Genomic DNA, 21,420 nt, shown 5'->3' with positions numbered 1-21,420 from the left:
TTACGGCATCAATGAAGGGCCGGTATCCACATTAACTTTAAGACCAGGTGCCGCTTCGCGGGTGGTTACAGTCACTCGGTCATCACTGACTTTCACATCCAGCGATGCTTTTACTCGCTGTTCAAACGCATTGCTTCCGTTACTCACTGGCAATGCAGAGGCTTCTTTTTGTAACTGCATCGCCATCATGGCAAACGCATCTTGATTATTCAGTGCCTTCGGCATTGGCAGCGTGGCTTTAGCAGCCTGTGCCGCATTGTTTTCAGCACCTAACCGCTGACCTTCCTCAGCTTGGCTAGCCGCAAATAAAAGGCCAAGTGTTCCCATGGCCATCATGCCTGGTGATAAACTTTTGAGGCCAGAGAAGCGCCCAGGCTTTCCTGGCTTGCCAGGCTTACCATCTGGAATACCCGCCATATCGGTAAAACCACCGCCTGGCATATTCACAACATAAACCGGTGTTGCCCCTAATCCAGCCATTGAGCCAAGAGCGCCAGCTGCGCCGCCGCTACCTTTTGGCTTGGCCGCGTCCCATACCCCTTTAGTCCAGCGTGCGGCATCAACACCTTTTTTAACCGCAATTAATCCACCAACGACCAATGCAATATTTTTCCCCGTTTCAAGCCAGTTCTGAACGGCTGCTGGGTCAAGGCTATTAATGGCATCAGCTAATTCAGCAATAGGAGTTGCAAGTTGTTGATTAGAGAATTGACCCCAACTGTTTTTCAGCAGCTGCAAACTACCCGCGAAATCACCGGCAGCTTTGGCTGCATCGTTCAGGGTTGTTTTCCCATCGCCAGCAACTTTCATAAATTCGTCAAATGACTTCACATCGCCAGTCTGAATGTATTCGGCGATCACTGGCTTCAATGCACGTTTGGCTTCATCAGTTAAATTGAGCTTTGCGATATTGGTAGATAAGCCCTTTGACTTAGTGACAATCTCTTCAATCAGAACGGGCAGAGAGCGCATAACCTCTTTGCCTTTCTTAAGCTGCTCAGGGTCAAATACTTCAATTCCGCCCAGCTGCTTTAACTTCTTAACGGTTTCAGGTCGGGTGATATCTCGAATAAGGGATTCAAACGCAGTCACCGCTTCAGAATCAGAGCCTACGCCTTGGCGAATAATCTGCAGTGCTGCACCCAGTTCAGTGACTGCAGCGGTGCCTTGTCGGCCGGTTGACGCATACGCAGCAAAGATTTTCGGGCCTTCTTTGGCCAGATTGCCAAGCGTAAATGCACCTTGCTTACCTTGCAGGTTCAGCGTGTCGATAGCGCGCATTGCCGCCTCATTGCTATCAATGGCCAGCTTTTTAAATTCAGTAAAAATACCGCCGACTTCCGTACCACTTGCACCGGTTGCTTGCATTACCGCCGCAATATTTGGCAGGTTTGCAATGGCATATTCCAAGTCGCCGGTTTTCGTCAGTATTTCTTCAATAGCGGATGTGACATCACTAGGGTCTACGCGAATATTTTTTAAATTTGAGACCTGCTGTATTTGGTCATACAGTTCTTTTGATTTTTCACGTGAAATATCAGCAGAAATAGCAATACGGGAAAGTCGTCGGTCAAGCTGTGAATATTCACGAGCAGCTGCGCCACCCACTAAACCAGCACCAATAGCAACATATCGGTTTTGAATATTATCCAAACCTCGACCAACGGCAGAGGTAGACATTTTCACTAAGTTCATGGCGCGCTGATTATTAGCAGCAAACTGACTCATGCTCTGGCCATATTGCCGAGCCTTAGCCGATAAATTACCGGAAAGATTAATAACAATATCTGTAGCCAGCTGCTTAGACATAGAATTTCCTGATTACTTTTTAGGAGTCATCACTTGCTTTAACAGGTCAAAGCGGCGCAGCAAGTGGCGCAAAGGAAGGTGTTTCAGCTCAGCTGTGGGGATGTGCTTGCTCATGGCAAGCATCAACCCCATGACCGGTTCAGCCAGCTGAATCAGATCGCCCCCGCGCAGCAATTGCGTCGGTTAAGGCTCGGTCCAGCTCTTCGGTTTTGACTCGCAGCAGATCTAAATCGTCGATATGCAGCTTCTTCAGCATCTTGATAGTCAGTGGGCCTTTGACATCACCGATGTACTCAACCTGACGGCACAACAAATTCAGGCCGTACAGCACATCACTGGTATAAGCCACGGCCTTACCGGCGTTCACTACCACTTTTTCAGATTCCAGCTGCGCATCAATCAAATCAGCGGCAGTGAGCTCTCGTAACCCCACCTCATGATAGGTGATGGGTTTATCATCACTGCTCACGACAGTGATGCCGTGAGTCAGTTCAAAGGTCAGCAATGCCACAATCAGATCCTCACTACCTTGTCACCGAAGAACGTGGCCGCAATATCGCCACTCTCTTCACGCAACTGGGCTGGGTCGTTAACAGACGATTGAGTCATCATGTAAGACACGCCGTTATCACCTTCCCAAACGAGGGTAACGCTTTCCATTGCGTTGATGTCCATAACGTCAACGTCTTCATCTGCGGCAATCACCAGCTCAATGCTGGGGGGGCTGAATTTTTTGCTTTTCCCCCATACGCGCCCAGGCCCCATATGTTGAGTGCGGGAATAACCGCCTGGGTTCAGCACTGCACCAGGCTTCGTCTTGAGCTGCTTACCATTCGCTCGAATCGTCACTTCGCCAAGAATTTGTCCCATGATCGTCCCTTACAGTTTGAATTGAATCAGGCCAGCAAATACGCGCAGCTGGTTAACTACATCTGGGTGGCACACGCAGTTGAGTCGATTCCGGTCTGACGCATCGCGGTAGCACTTAAACGTCTTTTTGAACAAATCGAAATCTTCAATCAGCCCTTCAGTTACCCAACGTTCTGCCACTTCAAAAATGGCCTCCGTCATCAGTTTTGGAGTTACGATCGGCTGCGCAGGGTCAATGCGTGATAACACATCGTCATCGGCCAACTTATGACGCGGGAAGCGGTTAGAAACCATGACGTTAACGTCATAACGAATCTTGCCCAGCGTGGCCGGAGTCGTGATATCCAGATAGCTTGGGTCAGGGTCGCCATAGCTGTTTTTCTGGTACATCGAAACTTCACGCTCAATCGCTACAACGTCACCTGGCTGCACCTGATACGTTGCAATGCCTGACTTCAGCAGATTGTTACGCTCAGGCCAGCCGAAACGGTCTTCTTTGGCCGGAGGAATAACGCCTGGTAACGCCAAGGTTTGCAGTGGACGCGCAGGGTCGATAGCCAAGTGATAAGCGGCGATACCACAATAGGCTGCGGCCATTTCCCACGTTGGCGTTGGCATGGTGCTGCTCATCATGGTGGAGATCAGGAAGTCGTTACGTGATTCACCAAACGTGATGGTTTCACCGTAGGTGCCCCGATAGCAGGAATAGGCGATCGTCTCCATCATCTTGTACGGGCCCCAACGCTCCAGCATTTCATCACGCAGGGTGTTCAAGCTGGATGTGTCAGAGAACGGCATCATGATGTGGTTGTACCATTCGTCCGGCATGGCCGCGATTACCGCAGACATATCGGGCGTTCCCGCACCACCGGTCATTGCATCAACGGTCACCGTTACACCACTCGGCAACTGCTCACCGCTGTAGTAGTTGTATCGCAGATCGATATCGTTACCCGTCAGGCCCTTGAGCTTTGACTTCACTTTCACTTTTTTAGGCGTAGCGCTGTCTACCACGGCAGTCACAGGCAGATTTGTTTTTGCATTGATAGCCGCAGCCACGCTGGTTGCGATCGTTTCATCAGTCGCATTGGCAGCAACACCCACTTGCACTGATTGTCCGGCGACCAGCAGATATAGCGTACCGGCTTGCACAGCTGGGCCTGCAAACGTGAATGCACCTTCCGCCGCAGCACCTTCAGTCAGATCGGCAATGGGAATGGCAAAGGTTCGTGTATAGCCGTTCGCTTTGCGATAACGCTTAGAGGCCAGCGCCATCATAGAGCCAACACCAAACAGGCTATCGATAGCTGATTCGCTGACCGGTACTTCAACCACCTGCAGCGGTGACGCTGTGCCGCTAGAGGTCATCTGACCGAGCAGCAACACCTTTTGATCTTGAGCGATATTGCCGCTCAACGCTTGCGAGTTATCGATTTCGATATAAACCAGCGGAACCCGCACATCATTAGCAATAGTGCCAAGGGCCATGGATCACTCCTTATTTGAAGGGGTTTTGTCTTTATTCGTTCTGGCAGCCTTGGCTACCTGCTTATTTTCACTGATGACCACATCACCATCAGCGAATCGTCGTAACCAGAAGGCCGTGCGCGGAACAGCTTCACCGTCAGCGGATAACACAGAGCCATCGGGTTTCTTGACAATCAGCCCATCGGCTGGCTTAACGTTCACGTACATCGTTTCCTCACTCTGAGTCGGGACCAGGCAGCGTGATTAAGCCTTCGCACTCGGGTGCACCATCGGCAACTTTCGAGACGTGGCTGAACCGTAAAAAGTCATCAAGTGTGTTGATATCAATCGGGTCATCGAGCGGCCAGTCTTGCTGCCATGTCACTGACCAAATCGCCACGCCGGTTTCGTCTATCTCTTTGCTGTACAAGTTGTCGGCTCGAACACGTTCTGGTGATGTGCTTGCGCCTGTACCAGTCCAACCGCCTTTTAGCATCAACGCCTTGGCCAAACGGCAGGCGATCACTTCGGCGCGTTGGTCACGGGCATAACCCCATGCATCCGTCATGAATACAAACGCCGCAAACTCGATAGTGCCAATCAAGCTGGTGCCCTGATTACGCATACCGATGATGCGCATTGCCGCGATGCGTACACCGCCATCACGAGCACCCAGCCAGCGCTTCAGCTCAGAGGCTTTATCGAATGGCCCCACATGGCGCTCAACTGTCTGCACGCGGTCAATCATCCGATTCGCGCCAGCGCCATTGGCTTCCAGATAAGGCTTTAAGTACTTAACAACTGACTCACTCGCAGACACACTCGTACCGATGGTGCCAAAATCAGGGCGACTCATAATCCAGCCTCCGCCATCACATCAGCCCAGAAGTCACCAATCACTGCCAGCAACTCCGTCTTGTTATCACTTGATAAGCCCAGGTATGTACGGGCTGGGATATCCATCTGCCGAGAGAACGCCCCGACAGATTGATAAACCGGAAACTTCAGTGCCTTGCCGAACGCCTGTGAGATGCGCCGAATATGCGCGGGAACCCGTACCGTTCCCGAGAACCCATACTGATGTACACGTGAGTAAATCAACGCAGAGCCAACCCGAACACGCGAACGTTCAACCTGATACTCAATGCTGTCGAGCACATCACCTTCATCCCGCAATAGCGATTGATTCTCATGGCGGGTTTTCCCGTAACTCTCTGACCACGGCTGCCACTTCTGACCGTCTGGCGTGGTCTTCTCTTCAGCAATTCGGCGGCGAGTCTGGCTTTCAACCACGGCACCGATGCTGTCGAGCAACTCGGCTTTGTAGTCATGGCGGCCAAGGGTATCGAGCAGACGCTCATAGCGCGCCAGCTCAACACCTTTGGTATCAACCGCAACCGAAACGCCCATTACAGAACGCCTCGCAAGCTCTTGCGGGTAAACAGACGTTCGTTTTGCTGCACCAGTTCGGCTTTGCCTACTGGCCCCTCAAGCGGCTTTTCGGGGGTTGGCAGACCTAACTCAAGTTTGCCGCTGGCAATATCTTTCAACTGCTCAATAGCGCGCTTGTATCGCTCGTCCATCAGGTTAGTGGCCTGTTGGTCGCGGTCTGCCAACCAATAGAGAGAAATAACAATCGCAATCCGCTTGAGCATGTCAGGCACTTGAGGCAACGGCAGAACGTAACGACGCCCCAAACGACCGTTAATTTCGTCATCTGCAGTTCGCAGTGCTTCATCAATCCACGTTTCGTTTAGCTCATTGGTGCTGCGATCAACGGCGAGGTTCCAGAGCATCCCCTCATCACGATCGAGCAAGTCCTGCTTGGTTGCGTAAGTCGCCATTATTCGCTCGCTTCCGGCTCATCCGGTGCTTTCTGCTCATCCAACCCAGGCTCTTCCTGAATGGTTAGCCACGGTTCACTGTGCACCCGCTTTGCTTCTTCCGGCGTCAGATAGCAGCATGGAATGGTGCAGCTATGATCCGCTGGCACATCCTCTTTACTGGCAACAACAAAAACACGGGTTGGGGCGGAGTGCAGGAACTGTACGCCACTGCGCCAAAACCCTGATGGGTTCTTCGCGGTGACCAAAAATGAACCGAGACACCAAACCCAATCAGCTTGATTGCCCAGTGTTACGTTTGCTTCCGGTTCGGACGACGTTTCGCCCAGCTCGGAACAGCCTTCCATTGCTGCAGCTGCCAGCTGCGTGCTTTTGTCGGCCTCCACGGGCTGACCTTTTCTAACTGTTGCGGCTTTAGCCATGTTTAAACGTCCTATAACGTCGCATTGGTGATGTGTTAAACCGTTGCGAGTGGTGGTTTAGGCAGAGGGCGGAGCCCGCTGCCAGAGGTTATAAACGCTTACAACGAGTGCGGAATGCGTTACGGCAAGTACGGGCTAACAACAATCTCCACGTTGTTGAAATAGATGTTGCTTTCACCGTTTCCGATAAACTCACGCGAGATCAATTTACGCGCGGCAGATTCATTAGATGGGCCAACCACCAGAACGCGAGCCATCGTGCCGATCGGCGAACCGCTAGCCTTTTTCATACTGCCCAGCATTTCTTTAGCTTCAGCAAAGTTGGCTTCATTCAACTCAGCCTTGGAGCCAATGGCGGTCTGCGGGAAACCGAAGCCGTAACCGTGGCGGCCATCAACACCGGCAGCAAACTTATTGTTGAACCAGGTGTATTCACTGGTGGCGTTCATGGTTTGGAAGTTGAACGGGCGACGCTCTTGGAAGATGACCGGTTTCACAATCTGCATATCGTCGATCACGAACCACGGCGCACCGGTATCAGTACTTGGATCACCAACTACGTTAGAGAACGTCGTTGCTGGGGTTGTCCCCATCGGATGATCGGTATCGAAGAAGTTCTGGCCGTCATAACACAGCGTGCTAAAGCCAGCGGCTAACAAGCCATACACGTTCTTGTCAGGGAATACCGCGGCATCACGGCCAAAGCCTTCAGCCACCACGGCATACTTACCGATTTGGTCATCTTCAACATCTTCACGTTTAATTTTGATAGATGCTTCAAAGGTCTTGTTCTGGATCTGATAGCCATGGCTACCCATCTCAGCCAGCTGGCGTTCGCCGACCCACTCTTTAATGCCTGGTAAATCTTTCAGCCAGCCATAAAAGTTGCTTGAACCGCTACTTGGTACTTGCGTTGCGACACGATTCCACTGTGGCTTAATAACGCCCAGTCCTTTCGTATACGCACCTGACATCGAAATCGTCAGTGCTTCCAAAACCTGTGCTTCAGTAAACGCCATTCTCAGTTACTCCCTTGTTTCTTGGCATTCAGGGCCTTCTTAGACGCTGCGTACTCGTCTGCCGAAAGGTTCATTTTCCGGCACATGGCCAGCTCATCGGCGCTTAATGCGTCGGAGTCACCTGCACCGGCGGTCTTAACTTGCTTGCCATCAGCAATGACAGGGGCACGAGAACACCACGCAGTAAATTGCTCGCGTCCGTTCTCCGTACTGCAAAGGCCCACATACATGTTTTTATCTGCTGGAGCGACTTTACCGGCAGCAATTGCCTCATCGACTAAGGATTCAACTTTGTCTTTTTCGATCTGGTCCAGTTTGCCCTGCAGCTCTTGCGCTCGGTTCAGCGCCAGCTGGTGAGTCGCTACCGGCACATATTTAGTCGGGTCTTGCTGCGCATTCAGTGCCGTTTGATGCTCAGACTTCATCGTATTGATGGCCGTCACCGCCTGCTCGGGTGTCGCTTCTTCAGGTAAACCCAGCAGCTGAGTGATGATGAGAGGCAGTTTCACATTGTTATCCTCTTGGTTATTGAGGGCAGGAACATAGAGATTGGGTTTATTCGTTAACCCAGAACTGGATAGCGCCAGCACTTGACCGCTTTCAGGTGAGTAATCAAACGCGGGGGAGTAAAAGCCGAACTTCTTACCTTCAATCAGCTCATTCCCTTCGGAATTCCACTCAACATTGGCCCAGACTTCACCGTTACGGTTTTGCAGAGCAACGATCCAGCCGATAGCCTCGGTATTACCTACGCGGGTTTCCGTGGCATGTTCGATATCAAATGGCAGCTTCATATTGAATGCTGCCACCACACCATCAGGATTAGAGTTATTCCAACTACGGCCATCACGGCCAGCAAACATGCCTGCGGGGATCATTGGCAGCCAGCATCCTTGGTCTGCGGCAACCATCCGTGACATGTCAAAGCAGATAGCCTTATGGGTTCGTTGTTGCATCATTCGCTCCGTTACATAACAACCTCCTGCCAACTGGCTCAGGTTGAATGGTTAAGACGGATTGATAATGACGGGATAACGGGAAATAACGCAGATGACTAATTTCGCTCCGAACACGTAGTTCAGGAAAGGTGCAGCAAAACAGGGGAAGAATGACAACGGGGGATGAAAATTAACGAGCAGAACGAGAGGGATAAACCAAACTTACTTTGCACAGGGTACACAGGTTTTTTTATCAGGCAAGCACGAAGCAGCCGACAAACCGAAAAATACACCCGCAACCTTTTCCCACACCATCTTTAAACTATCTTTAAATCGCCTCAGATTGGCATGGGACAGGTTGATGCTTACGACGGTAGCCAAAAACGCTTACAGAGGCTTAGAGAGCGTTTTAGACAATACTTTTTCTTTGGCGAGCAAGTCGCTTTTTAGTGCCTGTTCCCGAGCTTTCCCCGGATTGTAGTTCCAACCAGGTTCAATGCCAGTGGGTAGCGTTTCAACTTCACCGGTTCGCTTATTGACCCACTCCCGCGAACCGTCATCAGGCGCAGAAAACGTATAGCCTTTTTTCTCCTGCAGCTGCGCATACTCATACTTACTAATTTGCCGAACACCACAATGGCAACCCCAACCGTTTGGCGGCATATGGCTCTGCCACCACGGGTCATCAATCGGTAACGTAATACCATTCCAGCTAACATGCAGCGCACGGTGCTCACGTGCAGGGCCCAACTGATACACCAAATAGGGCATGGCGCGCTTGGTTCGCTCTATGCGCTCCCACTGTCCAGCGGCACGGGCAGTACGCATGTTTGTCCGGTAAATGATTTTTAAACGGCCTTCACTGCCCAATTGAACTGGCTTTGCCTCACCGGTCAGCTGGTCATCCATCAGCTGAACGCCCCACCAACCAGACTTAACCAGCAATGGCTTGAGAACGGCGGCGAACTGCTGAAAGGTTTGCCCCTCAGCAATCGCATTCTCTACCAGCTGCCGCACCTCAACCAGCAGATCCGCATTCAACATCTTGGCCACGGTGAACGCATTAGCGTGCTCTTCCTTCCACACATCCCGATAATCAAACGCAGGCTTCAACCCTTTTTTCTTAAACCACGCCAGCGCCTCTTTCGGTGGGAACGCCTCGAATTCAGGCATCGTGTACATCCCCCACGCCGCGCATACGGAACATGTAATCAGCCAACTGCTGGGTGAAACGCTCAGGGGCCAGTGTCGTTTGCAGATCAGCCAGCGCAGCATTAAACGCTTCGTAGCTGTCACACTGATTAGCCAGCTTGATGATAGGGTTCATAAACTCATCACCACCCACTTCAACCCAATCGCTCATGGCGTCATTGGTCAGCTCATTAATGAGTTGTTCTGACTCTTGCTGCACCCGATTAATCGCCAAGCGTGCGGTTCGGTTCATCGCAACGGGTGTCAGAGCAGCGGCATTCATCGCAGACATAGGCTGCAGCAACAGCGCCTCGTTATCCGGATCGCCCAAACCGAACTTGTCGCGAATCTCACTTTCACTCACACGCAAGCCGCGATCGATGAGCGGGGTCAGGCTCTCAACCAACAGCTTCAGGTCTTCCGGTTCAGGCACGCGAATCGTCACACGTGGGTATGATGCCTGCACACCCCAGTTCAAAATGATGAACGGCTTGACCAGATATTCATTGATGGTGGATTCCAGCTGGCGCGCATCCCACTTCGCAATATCTAACCGCACTTCGTTGTGCACGGTTGCCTGCGCTTTACTGCTGCCATCATCGGTAGTCATCGTCTGGCCGAGAACAGCTTTACTGATTTGCTCATCACACCAGCGTGCTTGGTTCTCGAATAACGTATTACCACCGTCACCTTTCGCGGTTTCTACCAGCTCAATTTTCATTGAATCATGAATAACTGCACCGGCATCAGATGCAATCGACGCAATGGCATTTTTCAGTGTATCGATTTGATCAGGCGTCGCGTTGGGGCCGTACTTACCAATGCGCACCGGAATGCCGAACACCTCGGCAAACGCCCACCAGTCGCGCACCGTAAAGCTCTTGAGCATGTACATCACGGCACACAAGCGGGTCAGGCCATTGCGCCACACGCTGCCGCTCTTAGAACGGGGCAGATGCACAATGAACTTGTACGGCTCTAATGGTTTACCCTGTGGCGCTGCATCACTAATCAGTAAAATGTCATCCAGCGAATCCGCGTCTGGGCGCAGATAGCGCGGGTCAACCCACTTATAGTCATACGGTTTCCACGGCGTGCTGTTCGTATCCCACAGAATCTGGCAAACGCCCAGCCCCTTGCCCAGACCATCAAGCAGATCAAAAAACAACTCAGGGATGGCATCACTGGCCATCAGCTCACGCACTTCATCGGCTAACCGGATATCGGCAGGCGCATCACTGGCCGCTTCTACACTGGGCTTGAGTGCTGCAACCGCCAGCTTTCGGGTACGCAGCACCGAAGCATAATGCAGATCACGCTCTTCAATTTCTTCTGCCAGCGTCATGTAGTCTTGCGGGTTATTCCCATCGACTACTGAGCGCAACAAACCCGCCAACCGTAATGGCGTAACTGTGCTGGCCACACTCGAAGGGCGAGGGTTACGCACGCTAGTCACATGCGCCTTGGCAACATCAGCACCGAGCGTTGGCTTATCCGGTTTAATCGGGTTGCCCCGTGAATCAAGGATAGTTGTCACAGCATTACTCCTCGGCCACGCGCGGCCATCTTAGATTGCATATCATCGGCTCTATCACGCTCGCTCACGTTAACGTAAAACGGCGATTGCTCTGGGTTGGGTTTGCCTATGTTGTGCAACGCGTAAACATAGTTTTCTGCGCGGCTGGCCAGATACGCTAAGAAAATGGCCACCGCACTATCACCGTGACGCGTGTTACCATCACTTCCCACTGTGCGGCTGTCATCAATGCCAGGCACACCGCGATAAAGCTGAATCTGCCCCAAGTCAGTGATCACGTCTTCATGCTTTGGCAAGTCCAGCTCGTCATCTTCGAACGCGGCTTTAAAGCGCGGCATGTTTTCGCGATAGAACGCTTGCGACAACATGACTTGCTCAACCTCCTCGCCGTATCGGTAACTGGCTTGCTCGGCCAAATACTGGCCGTTACCGCGCGCATCCAACCAAATGCCATTACGCTGCGGCAAGTGATCACACACATGGAACAACGCTTGCTCTTGCTGTTTGAACGGAACATTCTTCAGCTCAACCAAGAACGGCACGCGGCGGCGGGTATTGGGCTGCACGTCAATCGGTGCTAATACCGTCAAGTCACCCGTGCGCGCGAAGTCTTCGCCCAGCGCATGACGGCAGCTCTTGTCTAATTTATCCAGCTCAGGTTGCACATATTGATCTAGCCACTCCTGCATCTCGTTCACGCGCTCCGTTTCAGAAGCGGCATTAAACGCAGTCGAGCCAGTAAAGCGCAGAACGGTAGGCTCACCCCGTGCGGCACGCTCACGTAACCCGCGGGGAAGATAAGCACCACCACCGCTTTTCGGTTCGCAGTAGTACTCTTCCCGCGCATCCTCTTCAGTCGCTGTATCTTTGAGCAGGTTCTGTAACCACGTATCTTGCGCGGCTTGGCTCCACGGCTTTTTAGTGACTTGGCAAATCCGCTTGTACAAGCCTTCATTGATTGCTGTTTCGATATCCACCGTGTGAATGCTATATCGCTTCTTACCGGCGCGGCTGTCTTGAATCAGCGTATTGAAGAGGTTTTCGACACCGTTATGCGTCGAGATAATCCGAACCTTACAACCCCACATCGTCAGCGCCAGAGCAGCTTTAAGAATGGCGGCCAAGTCTTTGTGAAACGCACCTTCATCAATAACCACGTTACCTTGCATACCACGCAGGTTGCTGGGGTTAGAACTCAGCGCTTTGATTTTGAACCCGCTGGCAAAGTTGATGACATAGACCAAGATATCTTTGTCTTCATCAGCCAGCGCTTCTTCACTCACTTCACTGGCGGCGCAGTTATACGCACGTGCCCACATGGCACATGCGTCGATAAACTCACGCGCCATGTCTTTTGTAGTACCTACATAGAAGGTATCGCAGCCGCCCGCTGACGATGACATAGAGCCAGTGAGTGCAGCATCAGCAGCCTCTGCCCACGTAATCCCTGTACGTCGGCTTTTTTCACAAATCTTCAGGTCTGAGTCATCAGCTATCCAACGCTTCTGATACCCCAGCAGCACCTCATTGTGATTGAACTGACCGCCAATAATGGCGGCCGCAGACTGGTTGCGCAGTTCATTTTCTGCTGACGTTAAATGCCCGCTCATCCAAAGAAACTCCACAGCGCAAAGCAGAACACTGAACTGGCCGTCATCCACCCGTAGCAAAATGAATCCAGCTTCACGCAATCAGAAAACATGCGCAGCACAATGAATGGTGCAACCAAGCAAAGCCACAGTGACCAGATAGACATCATGCCAACCCCAGAATTTGCTGCTTGATCTGTGTGGCGGTTTCCGCCGTCAATCCAGCACGCTTAACGATTTGCTCAGCCTTGGCCGCAGCCTCTTCCGCAAACGCCGCTCGAATCTCTTTCTCAACCTTATGGCTGGTCATCGCTGCTTGCTCGACACGCTGAATCACTAACGCCAGCTGCCCCAGCGATTTAGGGTCAACCATCTTGCCGTCTTCGCCTTCGCTGGCGTCCATCATCTTCATCGAAGTTTCAAACGCCATCGTGCGCACAAACTCTTGCAGCAGCTTACCGACTTCAGAGGTCGGCGCTTGCCCCAGCTTAGCTGTCCAAACCTCGGCCACTTCACGGGCTTGCGCCATGCGGCTACCGGCTTCTTCCATACGCTTAGCAAACCGGTTCAGACCCGTGCGGCTGATCTGCTCTTCGGGCGGTAGTCCGGCATCAACAATCAGCTGATTAACCTCAGCCAGAATGTCTTTCTGCTGCATAGAACCAGAACGCAGCATCGCGGATAGCTGACTGCGAATATCATCCGGCAACTGCTGAATCTTTGACTTGGTGTTCTTTTTCTTGACTGTCATAGCCACCCCAATATCAGGATTACTCTGGGCGTGGTTTCTTGACGCCAGGCACAGTTGCCGATCCCGTCGCCACATCAATACCGCGACCGGTTAACTTGGCAATCATCGTATTGCCCAGCTCACGCTGCGTAATCAAACCTTGCTCCGCTAACCAGCAAATGTGCGTGCGCACCGCATCACGGCTAATCTTGTGGCCATACTGATCCAGACAGGCATCCAAAATAGACTCGTTCGCTTCATAGCCCGGCATCTCTTCCAGAGAGCGCAACATCACCAACCGCTGATCTGCAGTGACCAACTCTTTTAACGACATACAAACCCCGCTTATTTCTCGTTTAAACGCTGTTCCAACAGCAAATTATTCAGGTGATTGGTTTGCTTTAATTGAGCGGTTAACGCCTTCATGTCCCCGCGCACGTTCTCCATCTGCAGGCTCAAGTGGCTAAACTCCTGCTGCGTGGGCAACGTGCTAATGTGATTTTCGAGGCTATCAACACGCGAGTTCAGTTCATCCATAGATGTCTCAATCACTTTGATTTCTTCACGGCGCGCAAAGGTCTTACTCAACCACAGCATCGCCACGGCCATACCCAGAGCCGCAATCGTGGTAATGACACCCCACCACTTGGGGATCCAATCAAACTCCATAGTGAACCCCCGCACGTTCCTGAACCGATTGGCAAGGCACGCAGCGCACCGCGTTCGGTGCAGCGTTTAAACGCTCAGTCGAAATCTGCTCACCGCAGCGCAAGCAAAAACGATTACCGGCAGCGTCTTCATCAGGTGTTTCGTTCGGGCGATTAACAACGTGCGCAATCGCCATATCACGCGTCTTCTGTTCCAGCTCTTGTGCTCGGTCAAATAAGTCGATCATTTAATCCTCGCCACCAGTTGAGACACTGCACCCGTTACAACAGACTGCACCTTTTGTCCTGACGCTTTCGGGTGTGGGGCGAAGCCATCCAGAGTCCGCAAGCCCAGATACGCCCACGCGATAGAAATCAGCATCATTGCCATATCAAAATCAGGGCCAGAGCCATAACCAAACGCCTTCAACACTGACATCAGAAGCACATAAAGGGCGGTCATATACCACGACTGGCGCGCCATCTTTGGCCGCGTATGCCGCACGTATTCATCCTTCGCGTTATCACCTTCACGAATGGTTTGCTGCGCTTCTGCATGCGCGGCTTGATTGTCTTGCAGCTGCAACTCTTGTCGGCGCGTTTGTTCTTTTTCCAGCTCTACCTTCAAACGCTGCAAATCAGCCAACACGGCGGGGTCATCGATGCTACTCAGCCGATCGGCAATCACAGCCTCTTGCTGGCTGGTACTCATGCCGAGATTGGATACCTGCTCGACAACATCAGCGACCTTATCTGCAGTAGCACTACCGCCAAACATGGATGAAATACCACGGATAAGCGCAGGGCCACTTTGCACAGCCAACGCAGCGATAGCAGAGATTAACGGGATCATGACATGTCCTTATTGTTAAGAATGGCCCGAAGGCTCGCGCACTTATCACGGCCATATTGCATGGCCGAATCCGCCTCATTTGAAGGAGAAAAAAAGGAAGTGCTATGACTGACCGGCGCAGTAACGCCAGACCTGACACGATAGATTTCAGTTGGGGTAACAGACAGCCACCCGCGTACAAACAAATCTTGCATGGTGCCGTCATGGCTATGAAGAGGCGGAGTGCGGTCAACAGCATCCTCCGCAATTCCACGTTCTGCCGCTTCGCGCTCTAGCGCCAAGCGTTTAGTTCGACCGTGAGAAACACTCCATAACCAATTACGGCCCATATCAAACCCCGTACTCTTTTGCCCACTCGCCGGTACGCATTTGCTGCGCATGGCGTTTGGCGCGGTTCGGTGTTTGTTTTGCCCAGCGGCTATCCAGCATGCCAGCAGCGGCTTTATTCCAATTACCATTGGCCACGGCAGAAAGCGTATTCTTAAAGTTTGCTAACCCCTGCGGCCCCATTTGGTACGCCATTGACTGCAACACGGCATAACGTGCGGGATACTGCGAACATGCATTCATCGCCGCAGCCAGATTCGGAAACTTACGCATATCCGACTCGAGTTTATTTATAAACTCACCCAACCACGCTTCACCGGCCTTCAGAGGCAGAGTGAATTGATACAGTTTGATATCTGCACCTTGCGGCCCAATACGAAAACCAAAGCCAACGGTAGGATAACCTTCACTGCAAAGGTATGGCCGTTCTCGCCAACCTTCTTCAAAATCAATGAGGGAAAATAGAGAAGACATGACACACCTTAATTAATAAGAATTTAATTAAGTGTGCGCTAAGAGGATAATTACTTTGTAATGTGATTTTTCATCTAAAAATGGAAAGGGAGCCTAAGCTCCCTTTTTAACTGAACAGTATATTGTGTTTTTATTTCTACTTCGTGTGAATTCCCACCCCTTAATTACAGCCTTTTTCATCTCGCCATTTTTTATGTCGCCAGAGTATACATCTGACAACGCTTTCTCGTCTGGTGAAATGGATGACCAATCACTAGATTGCTCAATTGGTGATAACGCCGCCAATCGCCAGCAATAGCCTTCAGCCATAAACAATGGGTCTTTTTCACTCTCAGTAAACTCAGCTTTCACAATGCCGTCTGTAGGGTTTAATTTCACCTGAAGATGGCGATACGAGTCTGAGACACTTGCCTGTTGGTAATCACCTAGCTGCATCCAGTCAGACTCTACAATGTGTGAAGCCTCAAAGCTTTGTTTCACCACATCAATAGGTTCAGCGTTAACGCCACCGGAGAGCAGTGAGCAAAAAAATAAAGTACTATAAATAATCCGTTTCATCAGCTATCTCCAAACATGTCAGGCTGGCGGCGGCGGGTCTCAAATGAACGCATACGCGCGGTAATGCGCCAGATTTCCCGCTGCGTAACATCGAACTTCTGCGCCAGCTCAAAGGAATTGTTACCGTTAAACTCCTGCCACACCCGCAAATCACGAATCGTGTTTTGCAGCGTCTTGCCTCGTGGCAAATAAAACTGCAGTCCGCCGTACACTCGGCACAGTTCTGATAGCATGACTAACGCCAGCTCAGGAGATCCACCATGCTTTTCTACGGTGCATGAAAACAGATCGTAAAGCTCCCGCATAGTTTCAGGCCAACGGGCTGACTTTTCATTTTCTATGATATTAATTGTATCGCTAAGCATGCTGCTATTGAGCTGCTCACCGAACATATCAATGGTCTGCTCGTCTGTCTCCATACATCCCTCCTGACGCCAGATAAATAAATACCCAGCAGTGACTGAGTGTTAAAGATCATACAGCACCAGATCTACGCTATCAATGAAAAGGCCCCTTACGGGGCCTTTAAAGTCACTATTATTGAGATGCATCAGGTTGTTTATCAGGATTAATTATTACCCCATTTAAAAGCAACTTCATGCCTGGTCGCCAACCTGGATTCTCATACACCAGACGAATCAAATCATACCCTGGCATCGCCTTAGACTGATACGAACGCGACTCTGGCAGCACATCTCCGCGTTTCAATATAACCTCTGACATCAACCGAACGTGCCATTTTTTCAGAGCTTCCAGAACCTGATACGCCTGCTCTGATGTCAACCACTCAGCGCGCTCGATACCAGCACCACCATTATTGCGAGCCGTCATGCGCTTGATGTAACCGTTCAACGCATCCTCTGAACCGTTCCGCACAAACCCATCATGGTGCATGCAAATCCAGATAGCGCGAATCTTGCGTACCTCTGGGGCGCGAACGCGTGCAGAGCTCGGCGGCGAGTGGCGGCGAGACTTCGATACTCTGACCACAAAGCCAAGACGTTTCATTTCCTGCACCACATCGTCCAGCTTTTTTGCACTTAACCCTTTCGCAGAACGTGAGCCTGTAACACGCTCCAGCAATGACCGGTAATCATCCTCCGTCATTCCCAACTCACGGCGACCAACCTGCACCAACTTCAGAAAGCGAGTCACATCGGCGCGCTGGGGTTTATTTTGCGTCATGTTCATCATCATCTTCCTCACTCAGTGTTTCGACCCAGATACGCTTAACTGCCGGTGGTCGTCCATCTCGCCACTTTGGAACACGGTCATCAAGCCATTGCATTGCTTGCTCATCGGTCATCATCACCGGCTTCTTTGACCCACTAACCAAAACCCGTGGGCCATTAGCCTTTACATAATCAACTAAGTTGCGGCGATAGGGGCTGAGTTTCATCGGCCACCTCCTGCAACTCAGTCACTAACTGCAACCCCTCAATCTTTTTAAACTGCCGCACCAAAACGGCAGAGGATCCAAAATAGGGCGTAAGGTATGTAAATCCGAGCGTTTTAGGGTCTGTCGTGGAATACAGCTCTTTGAAGCGCTTAACACCAATGCGTTTTTTTACTTTCTCCAATTGCTGAATTTCTTTTCTGTTATAAAAAGCGACAAACCTGTGATGCCAAACTTGCTTCACCACACCGTTAATAAACGCATCGTCAGGTGAAATTTCATCAAGTCTACCGACCCAATCACCTTTGATTTTGTGGTCAATGTATACCGCCAACGCGGTTGTGTTTTCGCTCTTGCGTACACGCTGAATCGTAATGGCATGACCGCTCAGGCTAAACTCCAAATGCACCACAAATTCTTTTAACCGAGTTTGAATCGCCTTCCATTGCTCTTTGCTGATAGTCATCATGCCACCTCTGCAACGTCACGAACGGCACCAACGCCGTTAGCACAACCGTCCACTGCAGCATCAGCGCCAAAGCGAATAACACAGGTTTGGCACAGCGCCGCACGGCGAATGGCCCACTCGTGATTAGCCGCGTTCTTGGCCACCTTGCTAGCCATCAGCCACACGTTTTGTGCCATCGTGTAGCGGCCTTCACGCTCCAGTAAGGCAGCCTCAGTAGACAGTGATGCGTATTCAGATTGCGGGGTGTTCAGCACTTCAATTTCCATGATGTAACTCCATATTGTTCTTTTCATAAACGGTGACCACAGAGCCATTCTTGAGAATGAAATACGCAAGGTCACATTCGAGGATTCGGCGCGGATTCCATCCCGCTTCACGCTGCCGAATCCGCCGCAGCTGGCTTTTGCTTGGACGCCTTGCGCGAGACAAGGCCCCCAACATTTCCAATTCGCTGCGACCGGTACGCTCAACCCAACGCTGCATCGCGTGACGGGTGAGGTACAGCGGGCCATAGCGCGTTTCAAACTCCATCGTGCTGATGACCGAACATCTCTTGGTAGGTGGCATCACCCATCACCGGCCCACAATCAGGACACCCTTTGCACGTTGGCCCCAGAGTTTTGCAGACGCTTTTAACATCAAGCTCATTCCACACCCGCCGCATTGCCATTCCTCCGCGCTCTGCAAGAAACGCCTCGGCATCGTCCAGTGGCATAGACAAATCTTTGTATTCATCAGGGTTATGTGGTGTTGCATTTACCAAACCAGCAACCCATTGCAGAGCATCACGTACGCCATGCTCGTAGTGAGATTCTTCATAGTCAGTCCCGTTTTCATCACAACGATCTGCTAGCAAGGTGGCCAACATAAGCTGCTGAAAAAACTCAGGGGTCATACTTGTCATTTTCATAACCACCTCACAGCTTTGCCCAGTCCAAAGAAATCGCCGTGTACTTGCCTGACGGCAGGCGCTCATAAAGGCGGATATATTCGGTCTTACTCACCGCCGTGATAGCGTCTGCACACGCCTGCATCGCCTCCATCCACTCTGGGTCATCAATTGCCAGCTGGCGCAGAGAGAGAACCTGATTCACATCAATGCGGCCCTGCTTACCAACCCGAAACGCATGGTCAACCAGCGCACGAATCTCCGCGCTTGAACCTGGTGACCAACGCTCGATGCACGCATCAATTTTTGCTTTCGCCGCCTGAATGCGTTCGTTGAAAACACGGTGCTCGCCAATGGCGCGTTCAATCTTGTACTTGCCGTCAAACGAAAGCAGCGTCACATTCCCCTTAGCGCCACCCCACGTAACGTCATATTCGCTGGCACTCAGGTCGAGAAAATCGACAATCCGCTTTTGCATGGCCTGCTTGCACGCCAGCATCAACTCCTGTTGCTGATGGCCCATTGCAATCAGCTCCATCACCACTTCATCACGCAGCAGATCAATCGGCTTAATCAGGTGCACCGGCACCAAATGACCCAGCGAATTCGTGCGCATTTCATGCTCTGGTGCTGTTGTGGTTTGGGTTTCATTTGTCATTGTCATGTTCCTTACGAGATTGAGAGATGTTGCATTCGCACAAACCGGTGAATGAGATACCAAGCGAACTGGGCATGTCTTTATGCTGCAGTCGGCTGAGTGATACCGGCTCTGGTTTTCCCCTAACTTTCACCACAGCGCTGTTCCCTGAAATTTCCAGCACAACGCCATTGCAACTTGAAATGTGAATCCGACCACGGCCACGCAGGCTAGCGCGTGAGAACGTCACCTTGTCGCCTGGTGCAAACGGCTTTATATCCAGCACAGCAGGCAAATACCGCTGGCACGTTTTGCATAAATAATTCATAGCCACTTCCTTATGCCGAAGACTGGAGCTTGCTTAGAGTCGAGGTACAGAGCTGCTGCGAACTCTGCGCCGTCATCCTGATAGTCATGAGCGTTCGCCACGGCATAACGCTCCGCCCAAAACACCATCGAACCGCAATCCAAACGCGTCGCCATAACGCGGCGCTTGATGCCCTCGATAGTGGTATCAATCTCAACGGCACGGTCACACAGCACTTGGCTGGGAAACTCAATTTCGATGACCGGACGCGCCGGAGTGCGGGTAACTTTCAACACATGGCAGCCCATACGACGAAGCTCTTTCACTGAGCTGAACAGGGCAGACTTCAGCGCCTGGTGATTCACATTGCCGTTCATACTTCCGTTCATAGTGGATTCCTTGCTGTTCTCGGTATTGGTTCAGGGTTGCCAGTAGAGGCAACCCGCTGCCTGTCTTTACTCGCCTTCCAGCTCTTTGAAGGCATGGCGCAAATCACCTTCATTCAGTGGCTCACCCACGGAGTACATCACCGCCAGTTTCAGTACTTTGCTCACCATCCGCAGACCACCTGGGCGCTCACTGATTTTCAGCAGCAGTGCACGCTCATCACTGCCCGTCACCGACCACGCATCAGCAATCGCCATCACATCGGCTTTTTTGCACTTGGTCAGCGCGCGTTTTTTAGCAATACGGGAATACAGACGGGCGAAGTCTTCACTGCGCTGGCCACCGGTCAGCTGGGTGTAAACACGAGAGTTACCCACCAACACCATGCCCACGCCGACTTCCTCTTGCAGAATGCGCAGCTCTTCAAGTGTTGGGCGATCAAGGTGGTCGGCTTCATCAACAACAATCAGGCCATTGGTATTACGCAGCTTGCGACGCAGTGCACGAGCCAGAGGGCCACGCAAGCGCGGCGCGTTCTCCATACCCAGCTCCATCGCCAACTCATACAGACACTCGGTCATCGTGGCGCGGCTCGGGCTAGCCGTGATTAACCAGACATTGTTGTTTTTGCGTTGGTACTCCAGCAGCGCTTGTGTCTTACCAACACCTGACGCACCGTGGATAACCGCGATACTTTGGGTCACATGCGCATACGTCATATCAGCAGCAATCTGACGTGCCGTTTCTGTCAGCACGAAGCCGGGGTCTTTCGGGGCGCAGCTACGCTGGTCACGGGAGTTCAGCCAGTTAGCAATCTTTTGCAGCATGGCGGTAGGGTTAGCCGAGTATGTCCCTTTAACCAACTGGTTAATCGTAGTAGGGCTAACGCCGATCTCTTTAGCCATATCCGCCTGCGTTACCGCACCGGATTCAAGCAAAGCTTTAGCGCGTTCCAGTGGCTCCGCTGCCGTGTTATTCACGAGAGACACCACGTTTGTCATTGAAGTTGTAGTCATGGAAAACTCCTTTTCGGGCCAATTGGCCAATACGGTTTAAATGC

At 51.6% G+C, this 21,420-nt stretch carries 32 protein-coding genes; all 32 read right to left on the bottom strand.

Annotation, left to right across the window (positions count from 1 at the left end):
• Nucleotides 1-1,809, bottom strand: coding sequence for a hypothetical protein (locus L975_RS14015; RefSeq protein ID WP_047709087.1), 1,809 nt, complete (start codon nucleotides 1,807-1,809; stop codon nucleotides 1-3).
• A 139-nt stretch (nucleotides 1,810-1,948) separates the two neighbouring features.
• The gene (locus L975_RS14010; RefSeq protein WP_047709086.1) at nucleotides 1,949-2,320 is read right to left on the bottom strand and encodes a phage tail assembly protein; all 372 of its coding nucleotides are present in this window, start codon (nucleotides 2,318-2,320) and stop codon (nucleotides 1,949-1,951) included.
• Between the two features lie 2 nt (nucleotides 2,321-2,322).
• Nucleotides 2,323-2,679 carry a phage tail tube protein gene (locus tag L975_RS14005; protein WP_047709085.1) on the bottom strand — a complete coding sequence of 119 codons (357 nt, stop codon included), beginning with the start codon at nucleotides 2,677-2,679 and terminating at the stop codon, nucleotides 2,323-2,325.
• 9 nt (nucleotides 2,680-2,688) lie between these two features.
• Nucleotides 2,689-4,167 carry a phage tail sheath subtilisin-like domain-containing protein gene (locus L975_RS14000; protein ID WP_047709084.1) on the bottom strand — a complete coding sequence of 493 codons (1,479 nt, stop codon included), beginning with the start codon at nucleotides 4,165-4,167 and terminating at the stop codon, nucleotides 2,689-2,691.
• Between the two features lie 3 nt (nucleotides 4,168-4,170).
• Nucleotides 4,171-4,374 (bottom strand): DUF2635 domain-containing protein, encoded by a 204-nt coding sequence (locus tag L975_RS13995; RefSeq protein WP_047709083.1) that lies wholly within the window; start codon nucleotides 4,372-4,374, stop codon nucleotides 4,171-4,173.
• A gap of 7 nt (nucleotides 4,375-4,381) precedes the next feature.
• A complete protein-coding gene (locus L975_RS13990) occupies nucleotides 4,382-5,002 on the bottom strand; it encodes a hypothetical protein (protein ID WP_047709082.1) in 621 nt (206 codons plus the stop codon).
• A complete protein-coding gene (locus L975_RS13985) occupies nucleotides 4,999-5,556 on the bottom strand; it encodes a phage virion morphogenesis protein (RefSeq protein WP_047709081.1) in 558 nt (185 codons plus the stop codon). Before L975_RS13985 ends, L975_RS13990 begins: the two co-directional genes overlap by 4 nt.
• On the bottom strand, nucleotides 5,556-5,990 hold the full coding sequence (locus L975_RS13980) for a gp436 family protein (protein ID WP_047709080.1): 435 nt from the start codon (nucleotides 5,988-5,990) through the stop codon (nucleotides 5,556-5,558). Before L975_RS13980 ends, L975_RS13985 begins: the two co-directional genes overlap by 1 nt.
• Nucleotides 5,990-6,412 (bottom strand): hypothetical protein, encoded by a 423-nt coding sequence (locus L975_RS17345; protein ID WP_052181486.1) that lies wholly within the window; start codon nucleotides 6,410-6,412, stop codon nucleotides 5,990-5,992. Before L975_RS17345 ends, L975_RS13980 begins: the two co-directional genes overlap by 1 nt.
• A 119-nt stretch (nucleotides 6,413-6,531) precedes the next feature.
• Complete coding sequence (locus tag L975_RS13970; protein WP_047709079.1) at nucleotides 6,532-7,431, bottom strand: Mu-like prophage major head subunit gpT family protein; 900 nt, start codon at nucleotides 7,429-7,431, stop codon at nucleotides 6,532-6,534.
• A gap of 2 nt (nucleotides 7,432-7,433) precedes the next feature.
• The gene (locus tag L975_RS13965; RefSeq protein WP_218185605.1) at nucleotides 7,434-8,390 is read right to left on the bottom strand and encodes a phage protease; all 957 of its coding nucleotides are present in this window, start codon (nucleotides 8,388-8,390) and stop codon (nucleotides 7,434-7,436) included.
• Nucleotides 8,391-8,756: 366 nt separating this feature from the next.
• A complete protein-coding gene (locus L975_RS13960; RefSeq protein ID WP_047709077.1) occupies nucleotides 8,757-9,542 on the bottom strand; it encodes a phage minor head protein in 786 nt (261 codons plus the stop codon).
• Complete coding sequence (locus L975_RS13955) at nucleotides 9,535-11,097, bottom strand: DUF935 domain-containing protein (protein WP_047709076.1); 1,563 nt, start codon at nucleotides 11,095-11,097, stop codon at nucleotides 9,535-9,537. The genes L975_RS13960 and L975_RS13955 overlap by 8 nt, the downstream gene beginning before the upstream one ends.
• Nucleotides 11,094-12,707, bottom strand: a complete 1,614-nt coding sequence (locus L975_RS13950) for a terminase large subunit domain-containing protein (RefSeq protein ID WP_047709075.1) — start codon at nucleotides 12,705-12,707, stop codon at nucleotides 11,094-11,096. Before L975_RS13950 ends, L975_RS13955 begins: the two co-directional genes overlap by 4 nt.
• 145 nt (nucleotides 12,708-12,852) lie before the next feature.
• Nucleotides 12,853-13,437 carry a DUF3486 family protein gene (locus L975_RS13945; protein WP_047709074.1) on the bottom strand — a complete coding sequence of 195 codons (585 nt, stop codon included), beginning with the start codon at nucleotides 13,435-13,437 and terminating at the stop codon, nucleotides 12,853-12,855.
• A 19-nt stretch (nucleotides 13,438-13,456) separates the two neighbouring features.
• On the bottom strand, nucleotides 13,457-13,750 hold the full coding sequence (locus L975_RS13940; protein WP_047709073.1) for a hypothetical protein: 294 nt from the start codon (nucleotides 13,748-13,750) through the stop codon (nucleotides 13,457-13,459).
• 11 nt (nucleotides 13,751-13,761) lie between these two features.
• A complete protein-coding gene (locus L975_RS13935) occupies nucleotides 13,762-14,085 on the bottom strand; it encodes a DUF2730 family protein (RefSeq protein ID WP_047709072.1) in 324 nt (107 codons plus the stop codon).
• Nucleotides 14,075-14,311, bottom strand: a complete 237-nt coding sequence (locus tag L975_RS13930) for a TraR/DksA C4-type zinc finger protein (RefSeq protein ID WP_047709071.1) — start codon at nucleotides 14,309-14,311, stop codon at nucleotides 14,075-14,077. The genes L975_RS13935 and L975_RS13930 overlap by 11 nt, the downstream gene beginning before the upstream one ends.
• On the bottom strand, nucleotides 14,308-14,916 hold the full coding sequence (locus L975_RS13925) for a hypothetical protein (RefSeq protein WP_047709070.1): 609 nt from the start codon (nucleotides 14,914-14,916) through the stop codon (nucleotides 14,308-14,310). The genes L975_RS13930 and L975_RS13925 overlap by 4 nt, the downstream gene beginning before the upstream one ends.
• Nucleotides 14,917-15,246: 330 nt before the next feature.
• On the bottom strand, nucleotides 15,247-15,717 hold the full coding sequence (locus tag L975_RS13920) for a glycoside hydrolase family protein (protein WP_047709069.1): 471 nt from the start codon (nucleotides 15,715-15,717) through the stop codon (nucleotides 15,247-15,249).
• A 93-nt stretch (nucleotides 15,718-15,810) separates the two neighbouring features.
• On the bottom strand, nucleotides 15,811-16,275 hold the full coding sequence (locus tag L975_RS13915; protein ID WP_047709068.1) for a hypothetical protein: 465 nt from the start codon (nucleotides 16,273-16,275) through the stop codon (nucleotides 15,811-15,813).
• Entirely contained in the window at nucleotides 16,275-16,694 is a 420-nt protein-coding gene (locus tag L975_RS13910; protein WP_047709067.1) for a Mor transcription activator family protein, read from the bottom strand. The genes L975_RS13915 and L975_RS13910 overlap by 1 nt, the downstream gene beginning before the upstream one ends.
• Before the next feature lie 118 nt (nucleotides 16,695-16,812).
• Nucleotides 16,813-17,472, bottom strand: coding sequence for a gp16 family protein (locus L975_RS13905; RefSeq protein ID WP_218185604.1), 660 nt, complete (start codon nucleotides 17,470-17,472; stop codon nucleotides 16,813-16,815).
• The gene (locus L975_RS17720; RefSeq protein ID WP_047709066.1) at nucleotides 17,447-17,674 is read right to left on the bottom strand and encodes a hypothetical protein; all 228 of its coding nucleotides are present in this window, start codon (nucleotides 17,672-17,674) and stop codon (nucleotides 17,447-17,449) included. The genes L975_RS13905 and L975_RS17720 overlap by 26 nt, the downstream gene beginning before the upstream one ends.
• Nucleotides 17,640-18,140 (bottom strand): hypothetical protein, encoded by a 501-nt coding sequence (locus L975_RS13895; RefSeq protein ID WP_047709065.1) that lies wholly within the window; start codon nucleotides 18,138-18,140, stop codon nucleotides 17,640-17,642. The genes L975_RS17720 and L975_RS13895 overlap by 35 nt, the downstream gene beginning before the upstream one ends.
• A complete protein-coding gene (locus L975_RS13890) occupies nucleotides 18,137-18,406 on the bottom strand; it encodes an ANR family transcriptional regulator (protein ID WP_072033076.1) in 270 nt (89 codons plus the stop codon). Before L975_RS13890 ends, L975_RS13895 begins: the two co-directional genes overlap by 4 nt.
• Nucleotides 18,396-18,671: a hypothetical protein gene (locus L975_RS13885; protein WP_047709064.1), complete on the bottom strand. Its 276-nt coding sequence runs from the start codon at nucleotides 18,669-18,671 to the stop codon at nucleotides 18,396-18,398. Before L975_RS13885 ends, L975_RS13890 begins: the two co-directional genes overlap by 11 nt.
• On the bottom strand, nucleotides 18,661-19,050 hold the full coding sequence (locus tag L975_RS13880) for a hypothetical protein (RefSeq protein WP_156121219.1): 390 nt from the start codon (nucleotides 19,048-19,050) through the stop codon (nucleotides 18,661-18,663). Before L975_RS13880 ends, L975_RS13885 begins: the two co-directional genes overlap by 11 nt.
• A gap of 7 nt (nucleotides 19,051-19,057) precedes the next feature.
• Nucleotides 19,058-19,687 carry a DUF3164 family protein gene (locus tag L975_RS13875; RefSeq protein WP_047709062.1) on the bottom strand — a complete coding sequence of 210 codons (630 nt, stop codon included), beginning with the start codon at nucleotides 19,685-19,687 and terminating at the stop codon, nucleotides 19,058-19,060.
• A complete protein-coding gene (locus L975_RS13870; RefSeq protein ID WP_047709061.1) occupies nucleotides 19,677-19,994 on the bottom strand; it encodes a hypothetical protein in 318 nt (105 codons plus the stop codon). Before L975_RS13870 ends, L975_RS13875 begins: the two co-directional genes overlap by 11 nt.
• The gene (locus tag L975_RS17340) at nucleotides 19,991-20,362 is read right to left on the bottom strand and encodes a hypothetical protein (protein ID WP_052181485.1); all 372 of its coding nucleotides are present in this window, start codon (nucleotides 20,360-20,362) and stop codon (nucleotides 19,991-19,993) included. Before L975_RS17340 ends, L975_RS13870 begins: the two co-directional genes overlap by 4 nt.
• Nucleotides 20,363-20,428: 66 nt before the next feature.
• Nucleotides 20,429-21,376: an AAA family ATPase gene (locus L975_RS13860; protein ID WP_230400818.1), complete on the bottom strand. Its 948-nt coding sequence runs from the start codon at nucleotides 21,374-21,376 to the stop codon at nucleotides 20,429-20,431.
• Between the last annotated feature and the right edge of the window lie 44 nt (nucleotides 21,377-21,420).

It is taken from the genome of Plesiomonas sp. ZOR0011 (assembly GCF_000800945.1).
GTDB classification, from domain to species: domain Bacteria; phylum Pseudomonadota; class Gammaproteobacteria; order Enterobacterales; family CAMTGL01; genus Plesiomonas; species Plesiomonas shigelloides.
The sequence above is the reverse complement of the archived record's forward strand: the minus strand, read 5'-3'. Positions and strand labels throughout refer to the sequence as shown.

What these genes read in the sequence shown, in the direction of transcription:
- L975_RS13895 (WP_047709065.1), bottom strand. Translation starts at nt 18,140, where the DNA reads ATGATGACTATCAGCAAAGAGCAATGGAAGGCGATTCAAACTCGGTTA.
- L975_RS17340 (WP_052181485.1), bottom strand. Translation starts at nt 20,362, where the DNA reads ATGAACGGAAGTATGAACGGCAATGTGAATCACCAGGCGCTGAAGTCT.
- L975_RS13980 (WP_047709080.1), bottom strand. Translation starts at nt 5,990, where the DNA reads ATGGCGACTTACGCAACCAAGCAGGACTTGCTCGATCGTGATGAGGGG.
- L975_RS17345 (WP_052181486.1), bottom strand. Translation starts at nt 6,412, where the DNA reads ATGGCTAAAGCCGCAACAGTTAGAAAAGGTCAGCCCGTGGAGGCCGAC.
- L975_RS13990 (WP_047709082.1), bottom strand. Translation starts at nt 5,002, where the DNA reads ATGAGTCGCCCTGATTTTGGCACCATCGGTACGAGTGTGTCTGCGAGT.
- L975_RS13910 (WP_047709067.1), bottom strand. Translation starts at nt 16,694, where the DNA reads ATGGAGACAGACGAGCAGACCATTGATATGTTCGGTGAGCAGCTCAAT.
- L975_RS13880 (WP_156121219.1), bottom strand. Translation starts at nt 19,050, where the DNA reads ATGAAAATGACAAGTATGACCCCTGAGTTTTTTCAGCAGCTTATGTTG.
- L975_RS13950 (WP_047709075.1), bottom strand. Translation starts at nt 12,707, where the DNA reads ATGAGCGGGCATTTAACGTCAGCAGAAAATGAACTGCGCAACCAGTCT.
- L975_RS13970 (WP_047709079.1), bottom strand. Translation starts at nt 7,431, where the DNA reads ATGGCGTTTACTGAAGCACAGGTTTTGGAAGCACTGACGATTTCGATG.
- L975_RS13890 (WP_072033076.1), bottom strand. Translation starts at nt 18,406, where the DNA reads ATGGAAATTGAAGTGCTGAACACCCCGCAATCTGAATACGCATCACTG.
- L975_RS13940 (WP_047709073.1), bottom strand. Translation starts at nt 13,750, where the DNA reads ATGTCGTTAAAAGAGTTGGTCACTGCAGATCAGCGGTTGGTGATGTTG.
- L975_RS13995 (WP_047709083.1), bottom strand. Translation starts at nt 4,374, where the DNA reads ATGTACGTGAACGTTAAGCCAGCCGATGGGCTGATTGTCAAGAAACCC.
- L975_RS17720 (WP_047709066.1), bottom strand. Translation starts at nt 17,674, where the DNA reads ATGAAACTCAGCCCCTATCGCCGCAACTTAGTTGATTATGTAAAGGCT.
- L975_RS13965 (WP_218185605.1), bottom strand. Translation starts at nt 8,390, where the DNA reads ATGATGCAACAACGAACCCATAAGGCTATCTGCTTTGACATGTCACGG.
- L975_RS13860 (WP_230400818.1), bottom strand. Translation starts at nt 21,376, where the DNA reads ATGACTACAACTTCAATGACAAACGTGGTGTCTCTCGTGAATAACACG.
- L975_RS13875 (WP_047709062.1), bottom strand. Translation starts at nt 19,687, where the DNA reads ATGACAAATGAAACCCAAACCACAACAGCACCAGAGCATGAAATGCGC.
- L975_RS13925 (WP_047709070.1), bottom strand. Translation starts at nt 14,916, where the DNA reads ATGATCCCGTTAATCTCTGCTATCGCTGCGTTGGCTGTGCAAAGTGGC.
- L975_RS13885 (WP_047709064.1), bottom strand. Translation starts at nt 18,671, where the DNA reads ATGGAGTTTGAAACGCGCTATGGCCCGCTGTACCTCACCCGTCACGCG.
- L975_RS13945 (WP_047709074.1), bottom strand. Translation starts at nt 13,437, where the DNA reads ATGACAGTCAAGAAAAAGAACACCAAGTCAAAGATTCAGCAGTTGCCG.
- L975_RS14000 (WP_047709084.1), bottom strand. Translation starts at nt 4,167, where the DNA reads ATGGCCCTTGGCACTATTGCTAATGATGTGCGGGTTCCGCTGGTTTAT.
- L975_RS14005 (WP_047709085.1), bottom strand. Translation starts at nt 2,679, where the DNA reads ATGGGACAAATTCTTGGCGAAGTGACGATTCGAGCGAATGGTAAGCAG.
- L975_RS13960 (WP_047709077.1), bottom strand. Translation starts at nt 9,542, where the DNA reads ATGCCTGAATTCGAGGCGTTCCCACCGAAAGAGGCGCTGGCGTGGTTT.
- L975_RS13930 (WP_047709071.1), bottom strand. Translation starts at nt 14,311, where the DNA reads ATGATCGACTTATTTGACCGAGCACAAGAGCTGGAACAGAAGACGCGT.
- L975_RS13985 (WP_047709081.1), bottom strand. Translation starts at nt 5,556, where the DNA reads ATGGGCGTTTCGGTTGCGGTTGATACCAAAGGTGTTGAGCTGGCGCGC.
- L975_RS13870 (WP_047709061.1), bottom strand. Translation starts at nt 19,994, where the DNA reads ATGAATTATTTATGCAAAACGTGCCAGCGGTATTTGCCTGCTGTGCTG.
- L975_RS13915 (WP_047709068.1), bottom strand. Translation starts at nt 16,275, where the DNA reads ATGAAACGGATTATTTATAGTACTTTATTTTTTTGCTCACTGCTCTCC.
- L975_RS13920 (WP_047709069.1), bottom strand. Translation starts at nt 15,717, where the DNA reads ATGTCTTCTCTATTTTCCCTCATTGATTTTGAAGAAGGTTGGCGAGAA.
- L975_RS14015 (WP_047709087.1), bottom strand. Translation starts at nt 1,809, where the DNA reads ATGTCTAAGCAGCTGGCTACAGATATTGTTATTAATCTTTCCGGTAAT.
- L975_RS13935 (WP_047709072.1), bottom strand. Translation starts at nt 14,085, where the DNA reads ATGGAGTTTGATTGGATCCCCAAGTGGTGGGGTGTCATTACCACGATT.
- L975_RS13905 (WP_218185604.1), bottom strand. Translation starts at nt 17,472, where the DNA reads ATGATGATGAACATGACGCAAAATAAACCCCAGCGCGCCGATGTGACT.